General features: G+C 37.0%; 13 protein-coding genes. All 13 read right to left on the bottom strand.

The window, feature by feature from the left end; genetic code table 11:
• Positions 1–27 precede the first annotated feature (27 nt).
• Positions 28–894: a carbohydrate ABC transporter permease gene (locus E0E32_RS08250; protein WP_066196292.1), complete on the bottom strand. Its 867-nt coding sequence runs from the start codon at positions 892–894 to the stop codon at positions 28–30.
• A 6-nt stretch (positions 895–900) separates the two neighbouring features.
• Positions 901–1,773, bottom strand: a complete 873-nt coding sequence (locus E0E32_RS08245; protein WP_066191463.1) for a carbohydrate ABC transporter permease — start codon at positions 1,771–1,773, stop codon at positions 901–903.
• Positions 1,774–1,857: 84 nt separating this feature from the next.
• Positions 1,858–3,384, bottom strand: a complete 1,527-nt coding sequence (locus E0E32_RS08240) for a response regulator transcription factor (RefSeq protein ID WP_066191461.1) — start codon at positions 3,382–3,384, stop codon at positions 1,858–1,860.
• The gene (locus E0E32_RS08235) at positions 3,359–5,179 is read right to left on the bottom strand and encodes a sensor histidine kinase (RefSeq protein WP_130859554.1); all 1,821 of its coding nucleotides are present in this window, start codon (positions 5,177–5,179) and stop codon (positions 3,359–3,361) included. The genes E0E32_RS08240 and E0E32_RS08235 overlap by 26 nt, the downstream gene beginning before the upstream one ends.
• Positions 5,180–5,441: 262 nt before the next feature.
• Complete coding sequence (locus E0E32_RS08230) at positions 5,442–6,743, bottom strand: extracellular solute-binding protein (RefSeq protein ID WP_066191455.1); 1,302 nt, start codon at positions 6,741–6,743, stop codon at positions 5,442–5,444.
• 256 nt (positions 6,744–6,999) lie between these two features.
• Complete coding sequence (gene yicI / locus E0E32_RS08225; RefSeq protein WP_130859553.1) at positions 7,000–9,264, bottom strand: alpha-xylosidase; 2,265 nt, start codon at positions 9,262–9,264, stop codon at positions 7,000–7,002.
• Positions 9,265–9,280: 16 nt separating this feature from the next.
• Positions 9,281–9,925 (bottom strand): YesL family protein, encoded by a 645-nt coding sequence (locus E0E32_RS08220; protein WP_130859552.1) that lies wholly within the window; start codon positions 9,923–9,925, stop codon positions 9,281–9,283.
• A 14-nt stretch (positions 9,926–9,939) separates the two neighbouring features.
• Positions 9,940–10,830 (bottom strand): carbohydrate ABC transporter permease, encoded by an 891-nt coding sequence (locus E0E32_RS08215; protein ID WP_130859551.1) that lies wholly within the window; start codon positions 10,828–10,830, stop codon positions 9,940–9,942.
• A 14-nt stretch (positions 10,831–10,844) separates the two neighbouring features.
• Positions 10,845–11,735 (bottom strand): ABC transporter permease, encoded by an 891-nt coding sequence (locus E0E32_RS08210; RefSeq protein WP_130859550.1) that lies wholly within the window; start codon positions 11,733–11,735, stop codon positions 10,845–10,847.
• 106 nt (positions 11,736–11,841) lie between these two features.
• A complete protein-coding gene (locus E0E32_RS08205; RefSeq protein ID WP_130859549.1) occupies positions 11,842–13,539 on the bottom strand; it encodes an extracellular solute-binding protein in 1,698 nt (565 codons plus the stop codon).
• A gap of 154 nt (positions 13,540–13,693) precedes the next feature.
• Positions 13,694–15,094, bottom strand: a complete 1,401-nt coding sequence (locus E0E32_RS22150; protein WP_165444999.1) for a response regulator transcription factor — start codon at positions 15,092–15,094, stop codon at positions 13,694–13,696.
• Entirely contained in the window at positions 15,087–16,829 is a 1,743-nt protein-coding gene (locus E0E32_RS08195; RefSeq protein ID WP_130859548.1) for a sensor histidine kinase, read from the bottom strand. Before E0E32_RS08195 ends, E0E32_RS22150 begins: the two co-directional genes overlap by 8 nt.
• 514 nt (positions 16,830–17,343) lie before the next feature.
• Positions 17,344–19,608: an alpha-xylosidase gene (gene yicI, locus E0E32_RS08190; RefSeq protein ID WP_130859547.1), complete on the bottom strand. Its 2,265-nt coding sequence runs from the start codon at positions 19,606–19,608 to the stop codon at positions 17,344–17,346.
• Between the last annotated feature and the right edge of the window lie 6 nt (positions 19,609–19,614).

Here is a 19,614-nt window from a genome sequence, read left to right as displayed (position 1 = left end):
GATTGTCCCTCCAAATAGTGATTTACATTATCCTTTGACAGCCCCTTGCGTCATTCCATTGACAATTTGTTTTTCCATGACGAGATAGAACAATATTGTTGGTATTAATACAATTGTCAGACCTGCCATCTGCCCAGTATAATTGGTGGCATACTGACCGGCAAAATTCGCAAGACCCAATGGCAATGTGCTTAAGGCATCGTCGTTAATCAGAACCAAGGCAAAGGAAAACTCGTTCCAATTATTAATAAAATTAAGAATCACGGCAGTCGCAATCGCCGGTCGGCTCATAGGCAAAATAATAGACCAGAAGATACGAAACACCCCACAGCCATCCATAATCGCTGATTCTTCGATCTCTTTTGGGAAACTTTGCATAAAACTAGTTAACAAAAAGATCGTGATCGACAGGTTAAAAGCGACATATGGAAAAATTAAGGCTAAATGGGTATTCAAGAAACCTATTTTCTGCATTAAAATAAACATCGGTACTAATGTGGCGTGAATAGGAACTAGCAAACCAATAACGAAAAAACCATACAACAGGTTTCTCCCTTTAAATTGAAACCTGGATAAGAAATAAGAAGCCAAGGCACCGACAAAAATACAGATCACTAAAGCGGTAATCCCAACGAATAAACTGTTAAAGAAATAGGTCCCAATATTAGCGGTAAACCATGCCTCAACATAGTTGGAGAAAATCCATTCTGTTGGGATACCAAACGGATCAAAGGCAAACTCTTGCCCAGATTTGAAAGAGTTCATAATCATCCAGAAAATTGGATAGGCATTGATTATCGTAAAAGCAATTAAAACAATATAAATCGTACTTTTTTTAAAAATCTTACGTTTTCGAGCCGCTTTTGAATCATGTGCTACGTTTACTTTTTCCATTTGCATTTACCTCTCTTTCCTTTGCAGCAATTTAGTCGTGATCAAAATAATCGCGATACTAAAGACGAAGATCAGGACAGAAATAGCACTTCCATACCCGTAACGAAGCCCTTCAAATGTCTTATTGTACATATATGTGGCCATTACCTCGGTAGAGTTAGCTGGACCACCTGATGTCATGACATAAATCAAGTCAAAGGTTTTGAGGCTCCCGCTAATACACAAAATAATTGAAATAAGGATAATATGGCGAATCGATGGCAGAATGATATGACGTGTCTTCTGCCATTCAGAGGCCCCGTCCAAATCAGCGGCTTCCAGTATCTCTCCCGGAACCGTTTGCAAAGCAGATAAGAAAATAATAAAATATAACCCAACAAACTGCCAGATGATCGTTAGACAGACAGCTACCATCGCCCATGACGGATTACCTAGCCAATTCTGTTGTAGAAAGCCGAGACCAATTCCTTCTAGAAAATTGTTGAGCAATCCGTATTCAGAATTATAGATCATTCGCCAGGTAATCGAAATAACCACTGTAGAAATAACCACTGGCATAAAGCCAATCGTCCGGAAAAACTTCGCTCCTTTGATTTTTCGGTTCAACAACAATGCCAGTATCAGCGCAATCGGGATTTGACCAAAAACAGAGGCTAATACTACTAAGATATTGTTTCGTACAGACGTCCAAAACACCTTATCTTGAAAAGCCTCCTGAAAGTTAGCCAATCCAATAAAACGCATTTCTGAAAAACCATCCCAAGACATAAACGAATAATAGAACGATATAAAAATTGGTACAATACTGAAAATCAGATAAATGACCAATGCAGGAATAATACCTACTGCAATAATCCAGGGTTTTTTTAGCAGATGCATGTACTCACTCCTTTTGATAAGAATCTGTACCTTATTATAAAAGGGCTTACATTTATCTGAAATCCTATAAAATTAATATAATATCTATTTTTTTATGGGATGGAGCTTTCGAAACTGAGTTGGCGTGACCCCCTCCTGATTCTTGAACACCTGAACAAAGTATTTATACTCTCGATAACCCACATATTCGGCAATTTCAAAGACTTTATTAGACGTATCTGCTAGTAACTCCTTTGCTTTATTAATGCGGATTTGATTGAGATATTCTGAATAACTGCAACCTGTTTCCTGTCGAAAAAGCATACTGAAATAATTCGGGGTAATATAATGATTTTCTGCTACTTTCGCTGCTTTAATATCCTTCTGATAGTTGCTGTGCATATATTCCTGCACCTGCCGAATAATCCAATGATGCTCATTGGTAGTAGTAAGGCAAGCAATCAATTGTTTTAAATCTTCCATAAATAATAACTCTAACACTTGGTCATTATTATATATTCTTGTATCTACTGGCTGGCTAAAAAATAAATCTGCCTGTTCAAATATACTTGCCTGCCCTTTTTGGATAATAGCCTGCTCCATCTCTTTCAACCCTGATACGATTTCCATTATGGTAGCCCCTTGTTTTCTCCATTCGACCAACTGCTGCTTCACTTCTTTATCTAAACCTTGCCATTTCTGCTGCAAGACCATCTCGACGATCGAATGATTCACTTCTGCATGACAAATGGAAATGCTCTCATGTTCTTGAGAGCCATTTATTCGCGTGGTTTCAGTGCCTCGATAACGATTCAATAGTCCATCTATCACCTGATAGAGTGCATGAATCTGTTGTATATCCTTTGAAATAGGGCTTGCAACGATCAAGATGTTTTGTTCAAAAGATTCGATTAGGTCATCCATTAATAATGCTAGCTCTGTTTGCGAATATAATGGATGTTGACTATAGAGAAACAAGATGAATTGATTTTCATGTGTCTCTAACCAGAAAAAAGATGTTATATGATATCGATTAAGCACTGTTTCTGTCACTTGGAGTTCAAGCGGATGTTTGGTCTGTTTTCCATCACTAGCTATCATCATATAATCTTTCTTTTCTACACCAATCATACAGAATTCAGATAACAAACCTGCTAACTGTTCTTCTATCTGACTGGATGGAACCTGAAATATTTGTTCAGATAAATATTGTCTGATGATCGATTGTGTTTTATTCTCTTGCTCCAGCTGATAATCGGCAATGTCATGCTTTATTTTTTTCACTAATGCTAATAACTCGTCAATATTAACAGGCTTTAATAAATAATCCTGTACTCCCATCCGTATTGCCTCTCGTGCATACTCGAATTCGTCGTAACCACTGATCATGATGATCTGTGTTTCTGGGAAAGTCTGAACCACTTCTTTCGATAAATCTATTCCATCCATTACTGGCATGTATACATCCGTAATTAAGATATCTACTTTCGTATGATGTAACATTTCTAAAGCCTTCTGACCATTCTCGGCTGTCCCTACAATTTCCACGTCTAACTCATCCCAAGGAATCGTGTTAGCAAGTCCATGGGTAATCAATGGCTCATCGTCAGCTATTACGATCCTGCATGTCATCGTCAGAATCTTCTCCTTTCCACAGCTGCTTCCGTACTTGTTCGTTTTCCATCCACGGAAGCACCAAACTTATTTTTGCCCCTTGGTCAGGTTCACCAATCTTCATTCCATACCCTTGACCAAAGGCGTTTGCTATTCGATCATGCACATTTCTTAATGCAAAGCTATTGGCCTCCCCTGCCGACCCTTCACCTTTTAACAATCGACTAACCTGTTCTACATCCATTCCCACTCCATTATCGAATACTTCTAATATCAGTTTGTCCTGCTGCCGATAAGCTCGGATCGTAATGGTTTTATTAGACTGCGCAGCCGAAAAACCATGCTTAAAGCTGTTTTCTATAAGTGGTTCAAGAATCAGTTTCATGACAATACCATCTTCTATTCCTGCTTCCTTAAACAGATAATATTGAAAGCTTCCACCCAAACGCTTCTGCTGTAATTCCATATAACTTTGAACATACTTTAATTCACTACTTAGCGGGATAAAAATCTTCCCTTGACTGAGCGTAATTCGAAATAAATTAGCCAAGTCTTCAATACTTTTGCTCGTTTCTGGAGCCTTTTCGATGCGTGCCGTCCAACGTATCATATCTAGCGTATTATAGAGAAAATGGGGGTTGATTTGACTTTGCAATGCCTTTAGTTCAGAATGCTTGTTTTGTATTTCTAACTTATACTTAGTTTCAATTAGCCGCTGCATTCTACCTACCATCGCATTGAAGCGAAAACCCAACTGGCCTACTTCATCTCTCGAACGAACAGGGACTCTGGCTTGGAAGTCGCCACGCTCTACACGCTTCGTTTCTCTGGTCAATTCTAGTATCGGCCGAACGACAAAGAAAGTAAAGCCAGCAAACGTCAACAGTCCCATCAAGATAGCAATAGCCATCATATAGCCAAAACTAGTGCGTATCCCGCCCATTTCTGACAAGATATACGACTCACTGACAACCGATATAATGTATAGATCAATCGAATCGATATAACGAGAGGCGGCATAATAATTTTCGTCATGCGAGGTGAATTGAAAACTCTCTCCATCATTTTTTATATTATCAATCAATTCCTCATATTCAAATGGTGCATCGTTCATTGAGCCAATGACATTACCCGAATTTTCATGGATGAAAAAAGCTTGATGCTGCTGATTAACAAACCCTTCTGAAACATGTTGAAATAAGGCTTCTTGATCTAAACGAAAGGTAACCAATCCAATAGGTTCCGTTATATCGTAAAGATGATTAATCGTGCGATACAAGCTAATCACTGTTTCCTCTTCACTCTTGCGAATATTGTAAAGAGAATAAGGCTCACTCCACGAAATATTTCCCTTTAATTCAGCAGCGCGATCCCGCCATGTTGTCTCATCTGCTTCTACAAGCTCCCCTGCTGAAAGCACTTGTTCATTCTGTCCCTTAATTTCCACAGAGTGAAAGTAATCCTTTTCCGATTGATGAAAGACAAAAAAGCCATTTAAATTGCTACGCAAGCGATTTAACACGGTATAATCACTGCTAGTAACAGCCGAATGTGTCATGAAATCCCGGAATTCGTTACTGTATATAATATATCGTGATATTTCTTCCACCTCATCGATAACATCCGTCAATTTCGATTCCATATTGTTTAAATTGCGTTGTGTAGTATCCATCACCTGTTGCTTCACAATAGTATTCGACTGGTTAATAACGATGGAACCAATCAAACTGCTTGGAATCGTGACTAGTAATAAGAATATGATGATAGATTTCCATTTCAGACTATTCCGAATGAATGACACAAACCGTCTCATAGACTTCTCCCCATTTAAGATAGTAACAACTTTTCAGATTTTCTATTACTTTAACTGTATATCAATTGGCGTAACAAGTACAATTTACTCTATGAGTATAGAGGATACTATCCAAGCACACTTTCCTTATTTTGAAAAAGCTAGGTGAAAGGATCTCTTACATAAAGCGCATTTACGCTAACAACTGTGCTTGAACAATATCACCCAATAAAATAGAGCATCTTAGAATAAGACACTCTACTTTACCTAATACTCTATCTATTTACTGTTCACTATCTGCCACTCGTTGAATATTAGCGGCCGCTTCTTCTGCGGTAGAGCCACCAACGGTGATAGATTGCAATTCATTCTCCAGCTGATCATTAACCGCTGGTGATAGTGTCGCATCATACACGGGAGCTGGATCAGAATCAGCAATGACTTGCAACATTTCTTCTGTGATTGGATTGATATCCGCATCCTCAGGAAGTTCCAAATTTGCAATAATCGGACGGCCTACTTCCATTAAATTTTGCCATAACTCTTCATTATACACATATTGCAAGAAGGTATGTGCCGCCTCTAATTCTTCCCCTTCTAACTCACTATTAATCGCATGGCCTGTGCCTGCTACTGTTGAAATGGTATTGGAATCATTTAACGGAATAGAAGCTACGCCTATATTTTTATCTTCTGGCATATTTTCTAAAATAGCGGCGATGCCCCAATTGCCATCAACGACCATTGCTGTTCTTCCTTGAAGGAAATAATCAATCATCTGTGTACTATCAATGGTATTTAGATCTTCATTGAAGGCATTCTTAGCCATCAACTCTTCGATTACCCCTAATGATTCAACAAAATCATCATCCGTAAACGCTCTCTCCCCATTTGCAACCCCTTCCAAGAAATCGTTACCGGTAAAGCGGTCTGCAATAGTGGAAATATACACAGATTGTAACACCCAGCCATCGGCATTACCTAGTGCAATTGGCGTGATATCCTCTGCATTCAAATCATCCACTAAATTCAAAAACTCATCATAGGTCTGAGGAAACTCATCATACCCCACATCTGCCAGCATATCCTTATCATAGAAAATCATATGCGTTGGATTCGTATTAGCTGGGACGGCATACACGTGCTCATCAACCGAGAAATCTTGAAAATCCTCTTCATCTAATAAACCCGTTTCCTCCGTCCAGTAGCTTGTGATATCATCTATCGGCTGAACGACTCCACCTTCTACTAACGGCTCCAATTCAGCTCCAGGCCATACTTGAAAAATATCAGGAAGCTGTCCGCCCGCGGCTTGTGTGTTAAGTCTTGTGCGATAATCAGCATGTGGTGTTGTATTTACTTGAAGATCTATCTCTGGATGCTCCTCATTAAATTTATCCACCACATCCATAAACACCTGAAAATCTGCCCGACCAATATCTTCTGCTCGCCAAAATTCCAATGTGACCACATCATCATCTTGATCAGAAGAACCGCTGCTTTCACTACTTTCATCAGAACAAGCAACAAGCACAGTTAACAATACGACCATTCCCAATAAAATTAAATAATTCCATTTTTTCATTTTTCCATCAACACCCCTTCAATTAATGTTATCGCTTTCAATACGGATTATCTCATAAGCATAACATCTAAAAAATACAACAAAGTTAAAATAATATCCAAAAAATTAATTAGATTGAGGGTGGATGGTACATATTTTGTTTAAAAATATTCGTCTTGATATTAATTAATGAGGTGCAACAACAAGGTATTCCTATCCTTTATCAAAACATCCTAATCCGTAATGCAATATACAAGATATTCACTTAGATATTCACTTATATATCCACTCTAATTGAACTTCTCCCTTCATCTACTGTTATCGTCTTATAACCGACCATTTCCACATCATAAGTTCCTGTTAACCCATTTGTTTCAATATAGTACTGACCATTTTCATTTCTCACTGAAATTTGTCCTATTTTTTGTCCCGTTTGATTATATATAACACGAGAGCTTTTTTCTCCCTCGGTTAAGGTATATATCTTAATGGTCAGTTCATGTTCATAGCTATAAACAGGTTGTTCCTTACAAGCTCCGATCGGCAAAATCGCCCCTTCCTTAACATACAGAGGTAGACTCCAATAATCAAAACTTGCTTCGATCCACCTTCCACCAGTCAGCTGTTCTCCACTAAACAAATGGCTCCATACTCCTTCTGGCAAGTAAAAAGAGACATAACCATCTGAACGAAAAATTGGAGCAACTAACAAGCTATCCCCCAACATGTATTGTCGATCCAGATAATTACAGATTGGATCCTCCGGAAATTCCAGAAGCATTGATCGCATGACTGGTACTCCCGTTTGACTGTTGATAACCGCTTGACCATAGAGATAAGGCATTAAACGATTTTTCCATTCAGTAAAATAACGCGCCACATCTACCGCTTCCTCATCAAATTGCCAAGGTACACGATAGGAAGAACTGCCATGAAAACGGCTATGACTAGATAATAAACCAAAAGCCGTCCATCGTTTAAAGACATCTGGCGTCGCAGTATTCTCAAACCCACCAATATCATGACTCCAGTAGCCAAAGCCTGAAGTGGTTAGGGATAAGCCACCCCGAAGACTTTCTGCCATCGCTTCATAGGTTGAATCACAATCGCCACCCCAATGTACAGGAAAAGTTTGACTGCCTGCAGTTGCTGCTCGTGCAAACACAACAGCATCTTGCTCACCTTTCTCTTGCTGCAATAGCTCAAAGACTACTTGATTGTACAAATAGGCATAATAATTATGCATCCTCAGAGGATCTGACCCATCGTGATAAATCACATCTGTTGGGATACGTTCGCCAAAATCTGTCTTAAAGGTGTCCACTCCCATGTCTAATAAGCGTTTTAAATGTTGTTGGTACCAGATACGTGCCGCAGGATTGGTAAAATCGACAATCCCCATACCAGCTTGCCATAAATCCCATTGCCATACGACACCATTCGATCTCGTCAACAAATAACCTTTTTTCCTTCCTTCTTCAAACAGTGGAGATTTCTGAGCTATGTATGGATTAATCCAGACACTGATATGCAAGCCTTTTTGCTTAAGTCTCTGCAACATATCTTTTGGATCCGGAAAATGACGACGGTCCCATAGGAAATTACACCATTCAAATTCTTTCATCCAAAAACAGTCAAAGTGAAACACACTTAGCGGAATGCCACGCTCTGCCATTCCATCAACAAAATGAGTCACTGTCTCCTCATCGTAATTTGTCGTAAAAGATGTGGACAACCACAAACCAAAGCTCCAAGCAGGCGGAAGAGCTGGTTTGCCAGTGATGACTGTGTAATGCTGAATCACTTCTTTTGGCGTTGGACCATTAATCACATAATAATCTAACACTTCTCCAGTGACACTGAATTGGGAACGAGATACCGTTTCTGACCCCAACTCAAAACTAACCTTTTCTGGATGGTTGACAAATACCCCATATCCTTGACTACTTACGTAGAACGGAATATTTTTATAGGATTGTTCTGAGCTAGTTCCCCCATCTTCATTCCAGCATTCGACAGTCTGGCCATTTTTGACAAATGGAGTAAATCGTTCTCCCAAACCATACAAATTTTCACCCACTGTCAAACCTAATTGACCACGCATATAGCTTTCCTGTCTTGGACCATCAATCCATGCTATGCCTTTGCCATCGATTTGAGTAACCACTTCCCCATTACGAGTAAATTGTAAAGCAAACGATTGCTTATCCAACGTCAAAATAAAACTACCCGTTTGTAGTTGAAGTTGATCAGAATAATCCTCCACCACTAAGGGACGTCCTGTGCTCAGAGCTGGAAAATGCGGACCCTTCTCGATACCACCTGCAAAATGCCAAGCCTGAATGCGAAAAACTTCTTCCACTGGAGTAGAAATCCGAATCGTCAATAGCGGTCCAGTCAAAGTTGCACCCCGATGGTTAATCCAGTTACACGGTGCATACAGCAGCACGCTCTGATCTTCGAGTTTCACCTCGTGGATCGTTTTGGGAAAATGAATGGTATACCCTTCTTTTACTAACCAATTACCATTTGTGAATTTCATCTGTTTCCTCCTTTATTTATATCGAAGTAATGGTGGAATCTGATACTGAAGTATGTTCTGCCTCTAACGTCTTAAATTTGTTTAACGTAAAGAACATGATAATCCACCCAAAGCCACTGACACCGAAGAAGGGTATCAGTCCCGGAACAACCGTTATAATATAATAACTAGCAACAAGTGAAGCGATTAAAAAAATAGTATTAATTGGCTTAATAAAAATAACGAGACAAGCATTCTTAATCGTAGTTTTCCAATTATTACGATAGTGTAGTGATAAAGGAATGATATGAATAGACACTATCAAACATAAAATAGATACTAACAAAATCGGATAATAACTGAGTTGGATCCATTCATTCCCGATTACCTGTGCAATCGAAAAATTCACATATAATAACAAACATACAGTTACAAAAAATGCACCTGCAAGATTGCCTTTTACAAAATATCGCTTATATTCACTAAAAAAATTTTTTGTAATAGCGATATCCTGATCATAAAGCATATTCTTTCTTATTACCGCAAAACAGGCGATCAGAGCTGGAAAAAAGCCTAATAGCACAAGCCCTAATAAGGTAAAGACCATCACCAATAAGTTAATATAAACTAGTCGAATAATCGCCATTGCCAAATAATACAGTCGCTCCATTCCCGTCTCCATTTGAAAGCCTCCTTCTATTCTTTAACAGAACCTAACGTGATACCATGAATAAAATATCTTTGTAAGAATGGGTACACCACTAATACTGGCAGCATAGCAATAAATATTTTGGCTGCATCCAAGGTTCGGTTAGATAATTCACTCATTCGTTTGTACTGATCCTCCGTCATTGTGGAGGGGTCAACCGAAACAACTAATTGCTGAATATAAGTTTGTAATGGATAAAATTCTTCCCTTGTCATAAAGATAAGACCATATAAAAATTCATTCCAATGATAGACAATGCTAAATAATGATACCGTTGCCAGAACCGGAATCGACAACGGTATAAATAATTTAAATAAGATATACCACGGCCCTGCACCATCTACCAACGCGGCTTCTTCTAAAGAGCTCGGTAAATTCCTGAAGAAATTAATTGTGAGGATAATATTAAACACAATGGTTTGAGCACCTCCGACTAACACAAGAGCTAGAATACTATTCATTAAATTATAGTTTTGAATCGTTATATAAAGTGGAATTAACCCCCCATTAAACAACATTGTAAAAATAAGAGTCCACATCATCACGTTTCTTCCTTTAAAATCCTTGATCGTCTTAGAAAGAGGATAAGCCATTAACGGTACAATAATAAAATTCAAACCCGCACCCAAAACCACTCGTTGAATGGATATCCAAAATGATTTAAAAAATTGACTATCTTGCAGAAGCTGTTTGTAAGAATCAAAATTAAAATCAACCGGCCATAGCGCCACAGCACCTGCCGCTGCAGCTGTTTTAGAACTAAACGACAAGGAAAGTGTGTACCATAGTGGCAAAATACAAGTAAGAGCTATTAATACTAATATCGTAATCAAAATCACATCTGCCATCTTGGAAGATAACGATTTACTTCTTAACATAGCATTTATCCTCCTTAAAAAATTCGATAGTTGGTAAACTTATAAGCTAAGTAATAAGATAAGCTAATCAAGATAAAACCAGCAACAGATTTCAATAAACCGACTGCCGTAGCTAATTCATACTGCAAATTGAGCAACCCTGCTCGATATACCCAAGTATCAATAATATCGCCAGTTGAATAGACAAGTGGATTGTAAAGGTTAAATATTTGATCAAAGCCAGCATTTAATACATTCCCCAAGCTTAATACTGCCAGCAAAACAGCTGTTGTTCGAATACCTGGTAAAGTGACGTGCCATAACATTCTCCATCTTGAAGCTCCATCAATTCCCGCTGCTTCATATAGAGCTGGATTAATTCCGGTTAAGGCAGCTAAATAAATAATCGTATTAAAGCCAAACTCCTTCCACACATCACTACCAACAACTAAAAACGGAAATAATTCTGGAGTACCAAAGAATAAAACAGGATCGATTCCGAATATACTAAGTAATTGATTGACAGGTCCTTGAAAGGCAAATATGTCTAATAAAACACCACCCAAAATAACCCAAGATAAGAAATGAGGTAAGTAGACAATGGTTTGAATAGAACGCTTAAAACCCGAATATCTCACCTCATTCAACATTAAAGCGAAAATTAATGGAACAATTAAGTTACCAATAATTTTCATTACTGCAATATAAATAGTATTAAAAAATACATTCATTGTATCACTTAATTCAAACATATATTTAAAGGTTTCCAATCCAACCAATTCAGATCCTAGGATACCATTCCCTGGGTTGAAATTTTGAAAGGCTATAATGATCCCAAACATAGGAACAATGCTAAAGAAAAAAAGCCAGACACTTCCTGGAATTAGCATGAGATAGTAATGTTTGGCAAATCCTTTTGAGCGCATAATCAAGCTCTCCTTCTACGTTATAGTTGTCTGAAAAGGCACTGTAATCAGCAGCGCCTTTCCCCATAAAAACATCTTAAAGTAGTCGTATTAACTTGTATAAACACTAATTAGATGTAATTTCTGCTACTTCTTCAGCAATTGTCTCACCACCCTGTTTCTTCCAATCTTCTACAAATTGATCAAACGTATCTAAAGAAGCTGTACCCATAATGATTTTCAAAAATGTCTCATCTTCTAGCTTTTTCAGATTAACCCAGCGATCTTCCATTGTTTTTGTTTGGGAATAAACCAAACTTGTGACACCTTTAATTTCTGTATCGACTAATGGCCCAGTACCTACCAGAGCAGAATAAGTTCTGGTCCATTGCCCTAAATTGGTTTCCAAGTCCCAATACTCGATATCCATGTCATCATAAGGCTCTAATTTCACATCAAAAACCGTATCTACATCTGATTTCAATAATTTATATGCTGGCATATCATAAAAGTCACTTGGCTCTTTCGTTCCAGCTAAAACCTCACGCAAAGCCTCTGTTGTCACTTCCATTTCATCTGCTGGGGCATACACTAGTCTGATTGGATAATAACCAGGGCCACCAATACTTGGATCAAATTCAGATTCATGAGCTAATAGATTATTTAATATTTTCATCGCTGCTTCAGGGTGCTCATAACCCTTACGAACAACCACATATTGTGTAGTGGTTGTGCTAAGATGTGGTGTATACTCACCGTTAGCATCTAAAGGCACTGCATAAGATTGCCAATTAGCTTCTGGATTTGTTTTTACCGCATCCGTAATAGGACCATAAGGCATCCAGAATGGACCAAAGAACATGCCTGTATTACCACTAATAATCGATTCCCCCGAATCTTCCCGAACTCCCATTTCCGTATCAATTAATCCCTCACTGTACATATCTCTTAAAACAGACAGTGCTTCTTTTGTTTCCGGAAGAGTGGAACCGTAGACTGGTTCTCCATCGTCTCCCTCCAACCAATAGCCCGGATAGGCATGTAATGCAGAGAAAATACCATCAAATCCATATAGGTTATTGGTCGATTCTAAGAAATTCGCATATAATTTATTACTAGTATCTGGTCCAGCTAAACCAATCGTGTCATCCTGACCATTGCCATCAGGATCATCCTCAACAAATGCTTTGGCCACTTCTTTTAGATCATCAATTGTTTGAGGGGGCTCCAGCCCTAAATCATCCAGCCAATCTTGTCGAATCCAAAGATTATGAACACCGTCTGCTCCAGCCTGAGAATTTGGAATAGCCATGATTCTTCCATCAAAGGTGACATTATTAATGGCTACTCCTTCTGTACTGTCAATAATTTCTTTAATAGCAGGAGAAGCATAATTCTCATATACATCCGTCAAATCAGCAATTTGATCCGCTTCTACCAGTTGTCTAAGTTCAACTGGTCCAACTACCATAGCATCCGGCAAATCATTACTGGCAATGGCTAGACTGACTTTTTGATCGTAATTAGACGGTGAAGCCGTAAATGCATGCTCAACATCAATATTCAAATTTTCTTTCACGTGTCTAGTATATTGATTATCTAGTGGTGTATCTCCATTTTGCAGGCTTGTGTCGCTAGGATCTACCTCTTGTCCTATTGCAATGGTAATAGCTTCTTCATATTTACCAAAAGGATCTCCTGGTTCAGACAAATCAGGTGCATTATCATCCTCTACCGTACTGGAAGATCCGTCATCAGAACAGGCAACCAACATAAAAATAAGAATAAATCCAACAAAACTAATAAGCTTTCCTTTTTGCTTCATTTTTTTACTCCTCTCTCATTTCAAAATGATATTACGGTTTAATCATACCAAATATGTAATCGCTTTCAATTAGGTGATTGTATTTAAAAATGGTGGTGAAATGTTTTTTTTATAGCCTTATTCTGTGTAATGATACACAAGAAGAACATGTTTCCTATAGTCGAGAAACATTTGCCTCACCTTTATACAATTTTCGATATTCACTTGGCAGATGGCCCGTTTCTTCTCGAAAGAGTTTACTAAAATATTTAATGTCCTGGTAGCCAACTTTTTCTGAGATTTTACCAATTTTTTCTCTAGAATAGACTAAATGGTGCTTAGCTCTTTCCATACGTATTAAACGAACATATTCATTAAAGGTATAACTCGTTACATTTTTAAAACAAACAGAAAAATAGCTCCTGCTCATATTAACCCTCTTTGCGATATCTATAGCAGTAATCTGCTCATCTAGCGATTGATCAATTAATGCAATAGCCTTTACAATCGATGAAATCGTTTCTTCTGAATAAGCCTGATTAAAAAAAGACTGATGAATATTTTCCATGGTTTCTGTCATCCAAATTTCAATGTCCCTCCAATAAGAAAAGGTTTTGGGGATACTAAATTGGACAGCCAAAATATCCTTGTATATACGATTACACTCATTCATTGTGACCATCATTAATTCATTTAAACGCTGCTTTGATAGGTGTAAACCTTTCAATGAAACTAGAAGGTTATGTAATGCATGATTACTACCAATCCATTCCAATGTTAATAATCGCTCTGCCATTGTTTCAATCGTTTCCTCAGTCGCTGAATCCCATTGGCTTAGCTCAGACCATTTTCGTTTAGCAAAAGCTTGATTCTTTGCTAAAGTATAAAATAATAATTGATCCTTATCTTCCATTAATTGTTGTTTCCATGCTTCCAAGTCCTCTACTGTTTGGTCCATTATTAGGAGGCAGGCAGACATATCTATCGAACATATTCTTTTGCTTTCCTTTATCAACTGTTCTATCGTTACCTTATTTGGTCTAATAATCATAATCTCATCTGTCACAAAGGACATATCTTTCTCTTGGATGAGACTATTTCGATGAAATAAAGTGTTCAAGCGTTGATTAGCTAACACTACTAATGCCCCGTCTAAAGAATCTGGAAACAGAGTGTCAGCTGGATAGTTCAATTGTTCTTTTTTAATTCGATCCTGAATTCTACGTAATGTTTGATCCATCGATTGATCATCCAGTTCTACCTTAGCAATATAGTCAATCGCTCCTAAACGCATGGCTTCTTGAATATATTCAAAATCTCGATGCAAGGATAAGACAACAATAAATATCTCTGGATACTGCTCCTTCACTACACGGATTAACTCAATTCCAGACATAATCGGCATAGCCAAATCCGTTATTATCAAATCTACGGCTGTGTTATCCAATTCTTCTAATGCTTTCTCTCCATTTTTAGCATCTGCAACAACTTCCATCCCAAAAAGCTTCCAATTGAGTGTTCGCACCAAATTTTTACGTACTAACTTATCATCTTCTACAATCATTACCTTAATCATGAAGCGCTCTGCCTCCTTTAATATAGGGGATTTTCAAGATAACTTTTGTCCCTTTACCTATTTCACTTTCCACCTCGATAGAAGCCATATGATCATAGGTTCGATCAATAATCCGTTTTACATAGTTCAGTCCAATACCCATACCGATTTTTGATTCTTTATGCATTTTATTATGCAAAATTTCTTTTATCTTCTCTTCCTTGATCCCTCTGCCATTATCCTTTACGCTAATTACAATAAATGCCTCTTGTCTTATAACGTGAACAGTAATCTCACCATCATCAACCAAACCATGATAAATAGCATTCTCTACTAGAGGCTGTAAAATAAATCGTGGTACAGGAGCATATAAGACATCATCAGCGACTGCGATTTGTAAGTTGTAGGTGAAATCGTAGCGAATTTGTTGTAGCTTAATATATTGTTCCATTGCCTCTAATTCTTCCTTTAAAGAAGACAACGTGCCCAACTTGCCCATATTATAGTATAAAATTTTGTTTAAAGAGGAAAGCAAGTATGATAACTCTTTTCGTTCACCAGACACAGCCAGCCATTTAGCAGTATCTAGTGTATTCATTAAAAAATGGGGATTAATTTGATGAATCAGCTTCTCTACTTCTAAATCAGCACGTTTTCTTTCTTTCTGCTCAATTTCTTTAATTAATTGTGTGATCTGTTTTTTCATATCACGAAACTGATTAATAAGCTCAACAAACTCTGGGATTCTTGTTTCGGCCACTTCTGAATGGAAATTACTATTTCCCATTAGCGTGATTTCTTTACTAAACTCACGTAAGGGCTTATGGATATTCTTCCATAACATAAAAGATGCCATTAAGCTAATTAAGACAAAAATAAGCACAATATAGATCATTACTTGAATCCATTGATTTACTTCTGAATTATATTTTGCAATAGGAATTAACGCTATAATGCCCCATCCTGCCTCTGAAGTTTCTTCAAACCAATAATATCCATGCTTGCGATCGCTTTCTACTGTTGTATCAAAAGTTTGACCGACCATAAAATTGGCATTTTCGCTATAAATAATCTCCTGTTCTTTATTAATCAAAATATACTCTGTATCATTCAAAACATTGTCCACTTCTAAGAGATCGGTTGTTAAATCTAAATTGGATTCCAAGTAGATATAAATATCGGATCGATAATTTATATCGAGCTTTCTCAAAGTGGAAAGCACATATTTATCTTGAAATCTTTCTTTACTAAGGTGTGGTCCATAATTGTTCATGTGATATCCTTCGTTCAGCAAAGGACCAATCTCCTTGGAAAAGGGCTCTTTCAACCCATGACTATAGAATAAAATCTCATCACTATTCTCAATATAAAGCAGCGATAAGCCGATGCTAGGATTGGTAAACATAATGGTATTTAGCTCATCTTTGATCTCTTCATATGATGTAGTTCGTTCAAATGAAGGATCATTGGATAGATAATTTTCCAAATTAAAGGCTAAATTATTAGAAAAGGAAATCTGTTGGGAGACATAATTCATATCATTAATCGTATTATCGAGTGATAGCCTTATTTGTTTCAAATTACTATTAAATGTATCATGTAATTTGTTGGTTAATATATTAGTCATCGTAAAATACGAAATCCCAGCTGTAAACGCTAACAAAAATAAGGTGCTTAATGCGAATAGAATAGTAATTCTTTTTCTTAAACTCACTCTTTCCATCCAAAGACGAAAATTTCCCATCGTTTTTCTCAACTAAAATAACACCTCTTTTCATGACGAAATCAAATAATATCTTTAATTGGTGATAACTATTCTATAACCATTTAGCTATCTTTTACGTTCTCACCTGCCTTTACATGTTTTTAATAACATTATATATACTTCTAGTAATTAAACAATGGGAATTTATTATGTTCATGAAGGATGTTGGGTTAGCTGGAGAACTTGTTTTATTTCATTTAAGAGAGACATAACCTAATTTTGAAAAATAAAATGACATAGCTATTACTTTGATTGTATATTTCATATTAAGTATGACAAATTGCATTAATATATAAGTAGAAAAAAGGACTATTTGTTTTTAAAGAAGGAGCTTACCAAATGTTGTTGATTTGTACAAAGAAACAATCGGGGGATGACCCATTATGGATCTTCCCCCAATATATTCTTTCGCACTCGAATCACATTTCATTCTACGTACCCAGACCAAATATAGATTATTTAACCATCGCATCAATCTTAACTTCATGTCCCGTTCTCCATTATCTTACAAGTCAATAACTACTTTTTTATCTTCCGTAACTCCTTCAAATTTAATTTGTCCCTCAATCTCAATTTGATATGGTTTATCTAAACCAGTTACCTCTACTTTTAACGTTTGGTCTTGACGCAGTACTTTTATGGACCCAAATCTTTCACCATCTATATTCACTAACTCTTTTATAACTTCATGGTCATTCTCTATTTTATACAATTTGAAAACTAATTGATCTGAATAATCATAAACAGGATGATTTTCATTCTTTCCAGTTGGTAAAATGGTATTAGGCTTTATAAAGATTGGCAAGTTAAAATAATCATATTTTTCTTTTATCCACTTACCACCCTCTATCACAGAATTCGTTAAATAATGGGTCCATTTCCCTTCAGGTAAATAAAAAGAGCCAATACCTTCATCATTAAAGATTGGTGCTACTAAAATGGCATCACCTAACATATATTGTCGATCCAACGTTTCACACAATGGATCTTCTGGAAATTCCATGTGCATCGATCGCATAACAGGAATCCCTGTTTCATTATTTTTCACTGCTTCATTGTAAATATAAGGCATAAGCGTGTTTTTGAGTTTTGTAAAGTATCTTGCCACATCTACCGCTTCTTCATCAAAATGCCAAGGGACTCGATAGGAAGAACTGCCATGAAAGCGACTATGACTGGATAATAGTCCAAAAGCGGTCCAACGTTTAAAGACATCTGGAGTTGCAGTATTTTCAAATCCTCCAATATCATGACTCCAATAACCGAAACCAGAAGTAGTTAATGATAAACCACCTCGCAAACTTTCTGCCATTGCATCATACGTAGAATCACAATCTCCACCCCAATGAACTGGGAATTGTTGTCCACCTGTTGTAGAAGAACGAGCAAACACGACCGCTTCTTTTTCTCCAAGTTCTTTTTTTAACAAACCAAAAACAAGTTGATTAAATTTATAAGAATAGTAATTATGCATTTTTTGAGGATCAGATCCATCATGATAAACTACATCTGTAGGAATTCTTTCACCAAAATCAGTTTTGAATGAGTCCACTCCCATATCAAGCAATATTTTTAATTGCTTTTTATACCATTCACAAGCCTCTGGGTTCGTGAAATCAACAATTCCCATACCTGCTTGCCATAAATCCCATTGCCATACATCACCATTCGACTTCTGAATAAGATAACCCTTTTCAACGCCTTCATCAAATAATGGAGATTTTTGAGCAATATACGGATTAATCCAAACACATATTTTTAACCCTTTAGCTTTTAAACGATTTAACATCCCTTGCGGATCCGGAAAATTTCGCTCATCCCACATAAAGCTTGTCCATTCAAATTCCTTCATCCAGAAACAATCAAAATGAAAAACAGTTAAAGGAATTCCTCTTTCAGACATACCATCAACAAAATGATTCACCGTTTCTTCATTATAATTTGTTGTAAAGGAAGTGGATAACCACAAACCAAAACTCCATGCAGGTGGTAAAGCAGGTTTACCTGTTAATTCTGTATACCTGCTAATGACTTCTTTTGGTGTGGGACCATTAATAAGATAATAATCCAGATATTCCCCCTCCACACTGAATTGAGAACGAGATACCACTTCTGATCCCAATTCGTAACTTACTTCTTCTGGATGATTAACGAACACACCGTAACCTTTACTACTTAAATAAAAAGGAACATTTTTATAAGATTGTTCGGAGCTAGTACCACCGTCTTTATTCCAAACATCCACTGTTTGTCCATTTTTCACAAAAGGTGTAAAACGTTCACCAAGTCCATAAAGTTGCTCACCTACACCTAATTGAAGTTGACCTCTCATATATGTTTTATCCTCAGGTCCATTTATCCATGCTAGGGCTTTTGCATCTCCAGAAGTTAATTTACCGTTTTTATTTTCAAAAGATAATGAAAAATCTTTTTTTGCTATCTTTAAATAGAGCTGGCCACTGGTAAAACAAAGGTTATCTTCATCCTCAGTCCACGCAATTTTATTCACTTGATCAATCACCTTAAAATTAGGATACTTTGCTTTTCTTCCAGTAAAGTGCCATGTTTGCACTCTGATCACATCATTTAACGGCGCAGAGATCTTAATAGTTAACAATGGACCATCTAATGTATTACCGCGATTGTTAATATACTTACAAGGTGCATAAAGTGTAATAACTCCATCTTTTTCAACGACTTCATGAATAAATCTTGGAAAGTGAATACTATATCCTTCCCTTACCAACCAATTTCCATCTGTGAATTTCATTTGTCT

This window comes from Gracilibacillus phocaeensis, from assembly GCF_900626275.1.
GTDB classification, from domain to species: Bacteria; Bacillota; Bacilli; order Bacillales; family Amphibacillaceae; genus Gracilibacillus; species Gracilibacillus timonensis.
Note: the sequence above shows the minus strand (reverse complement) of the source record. Positions and strands in the feature narration are given on the sequence as shown.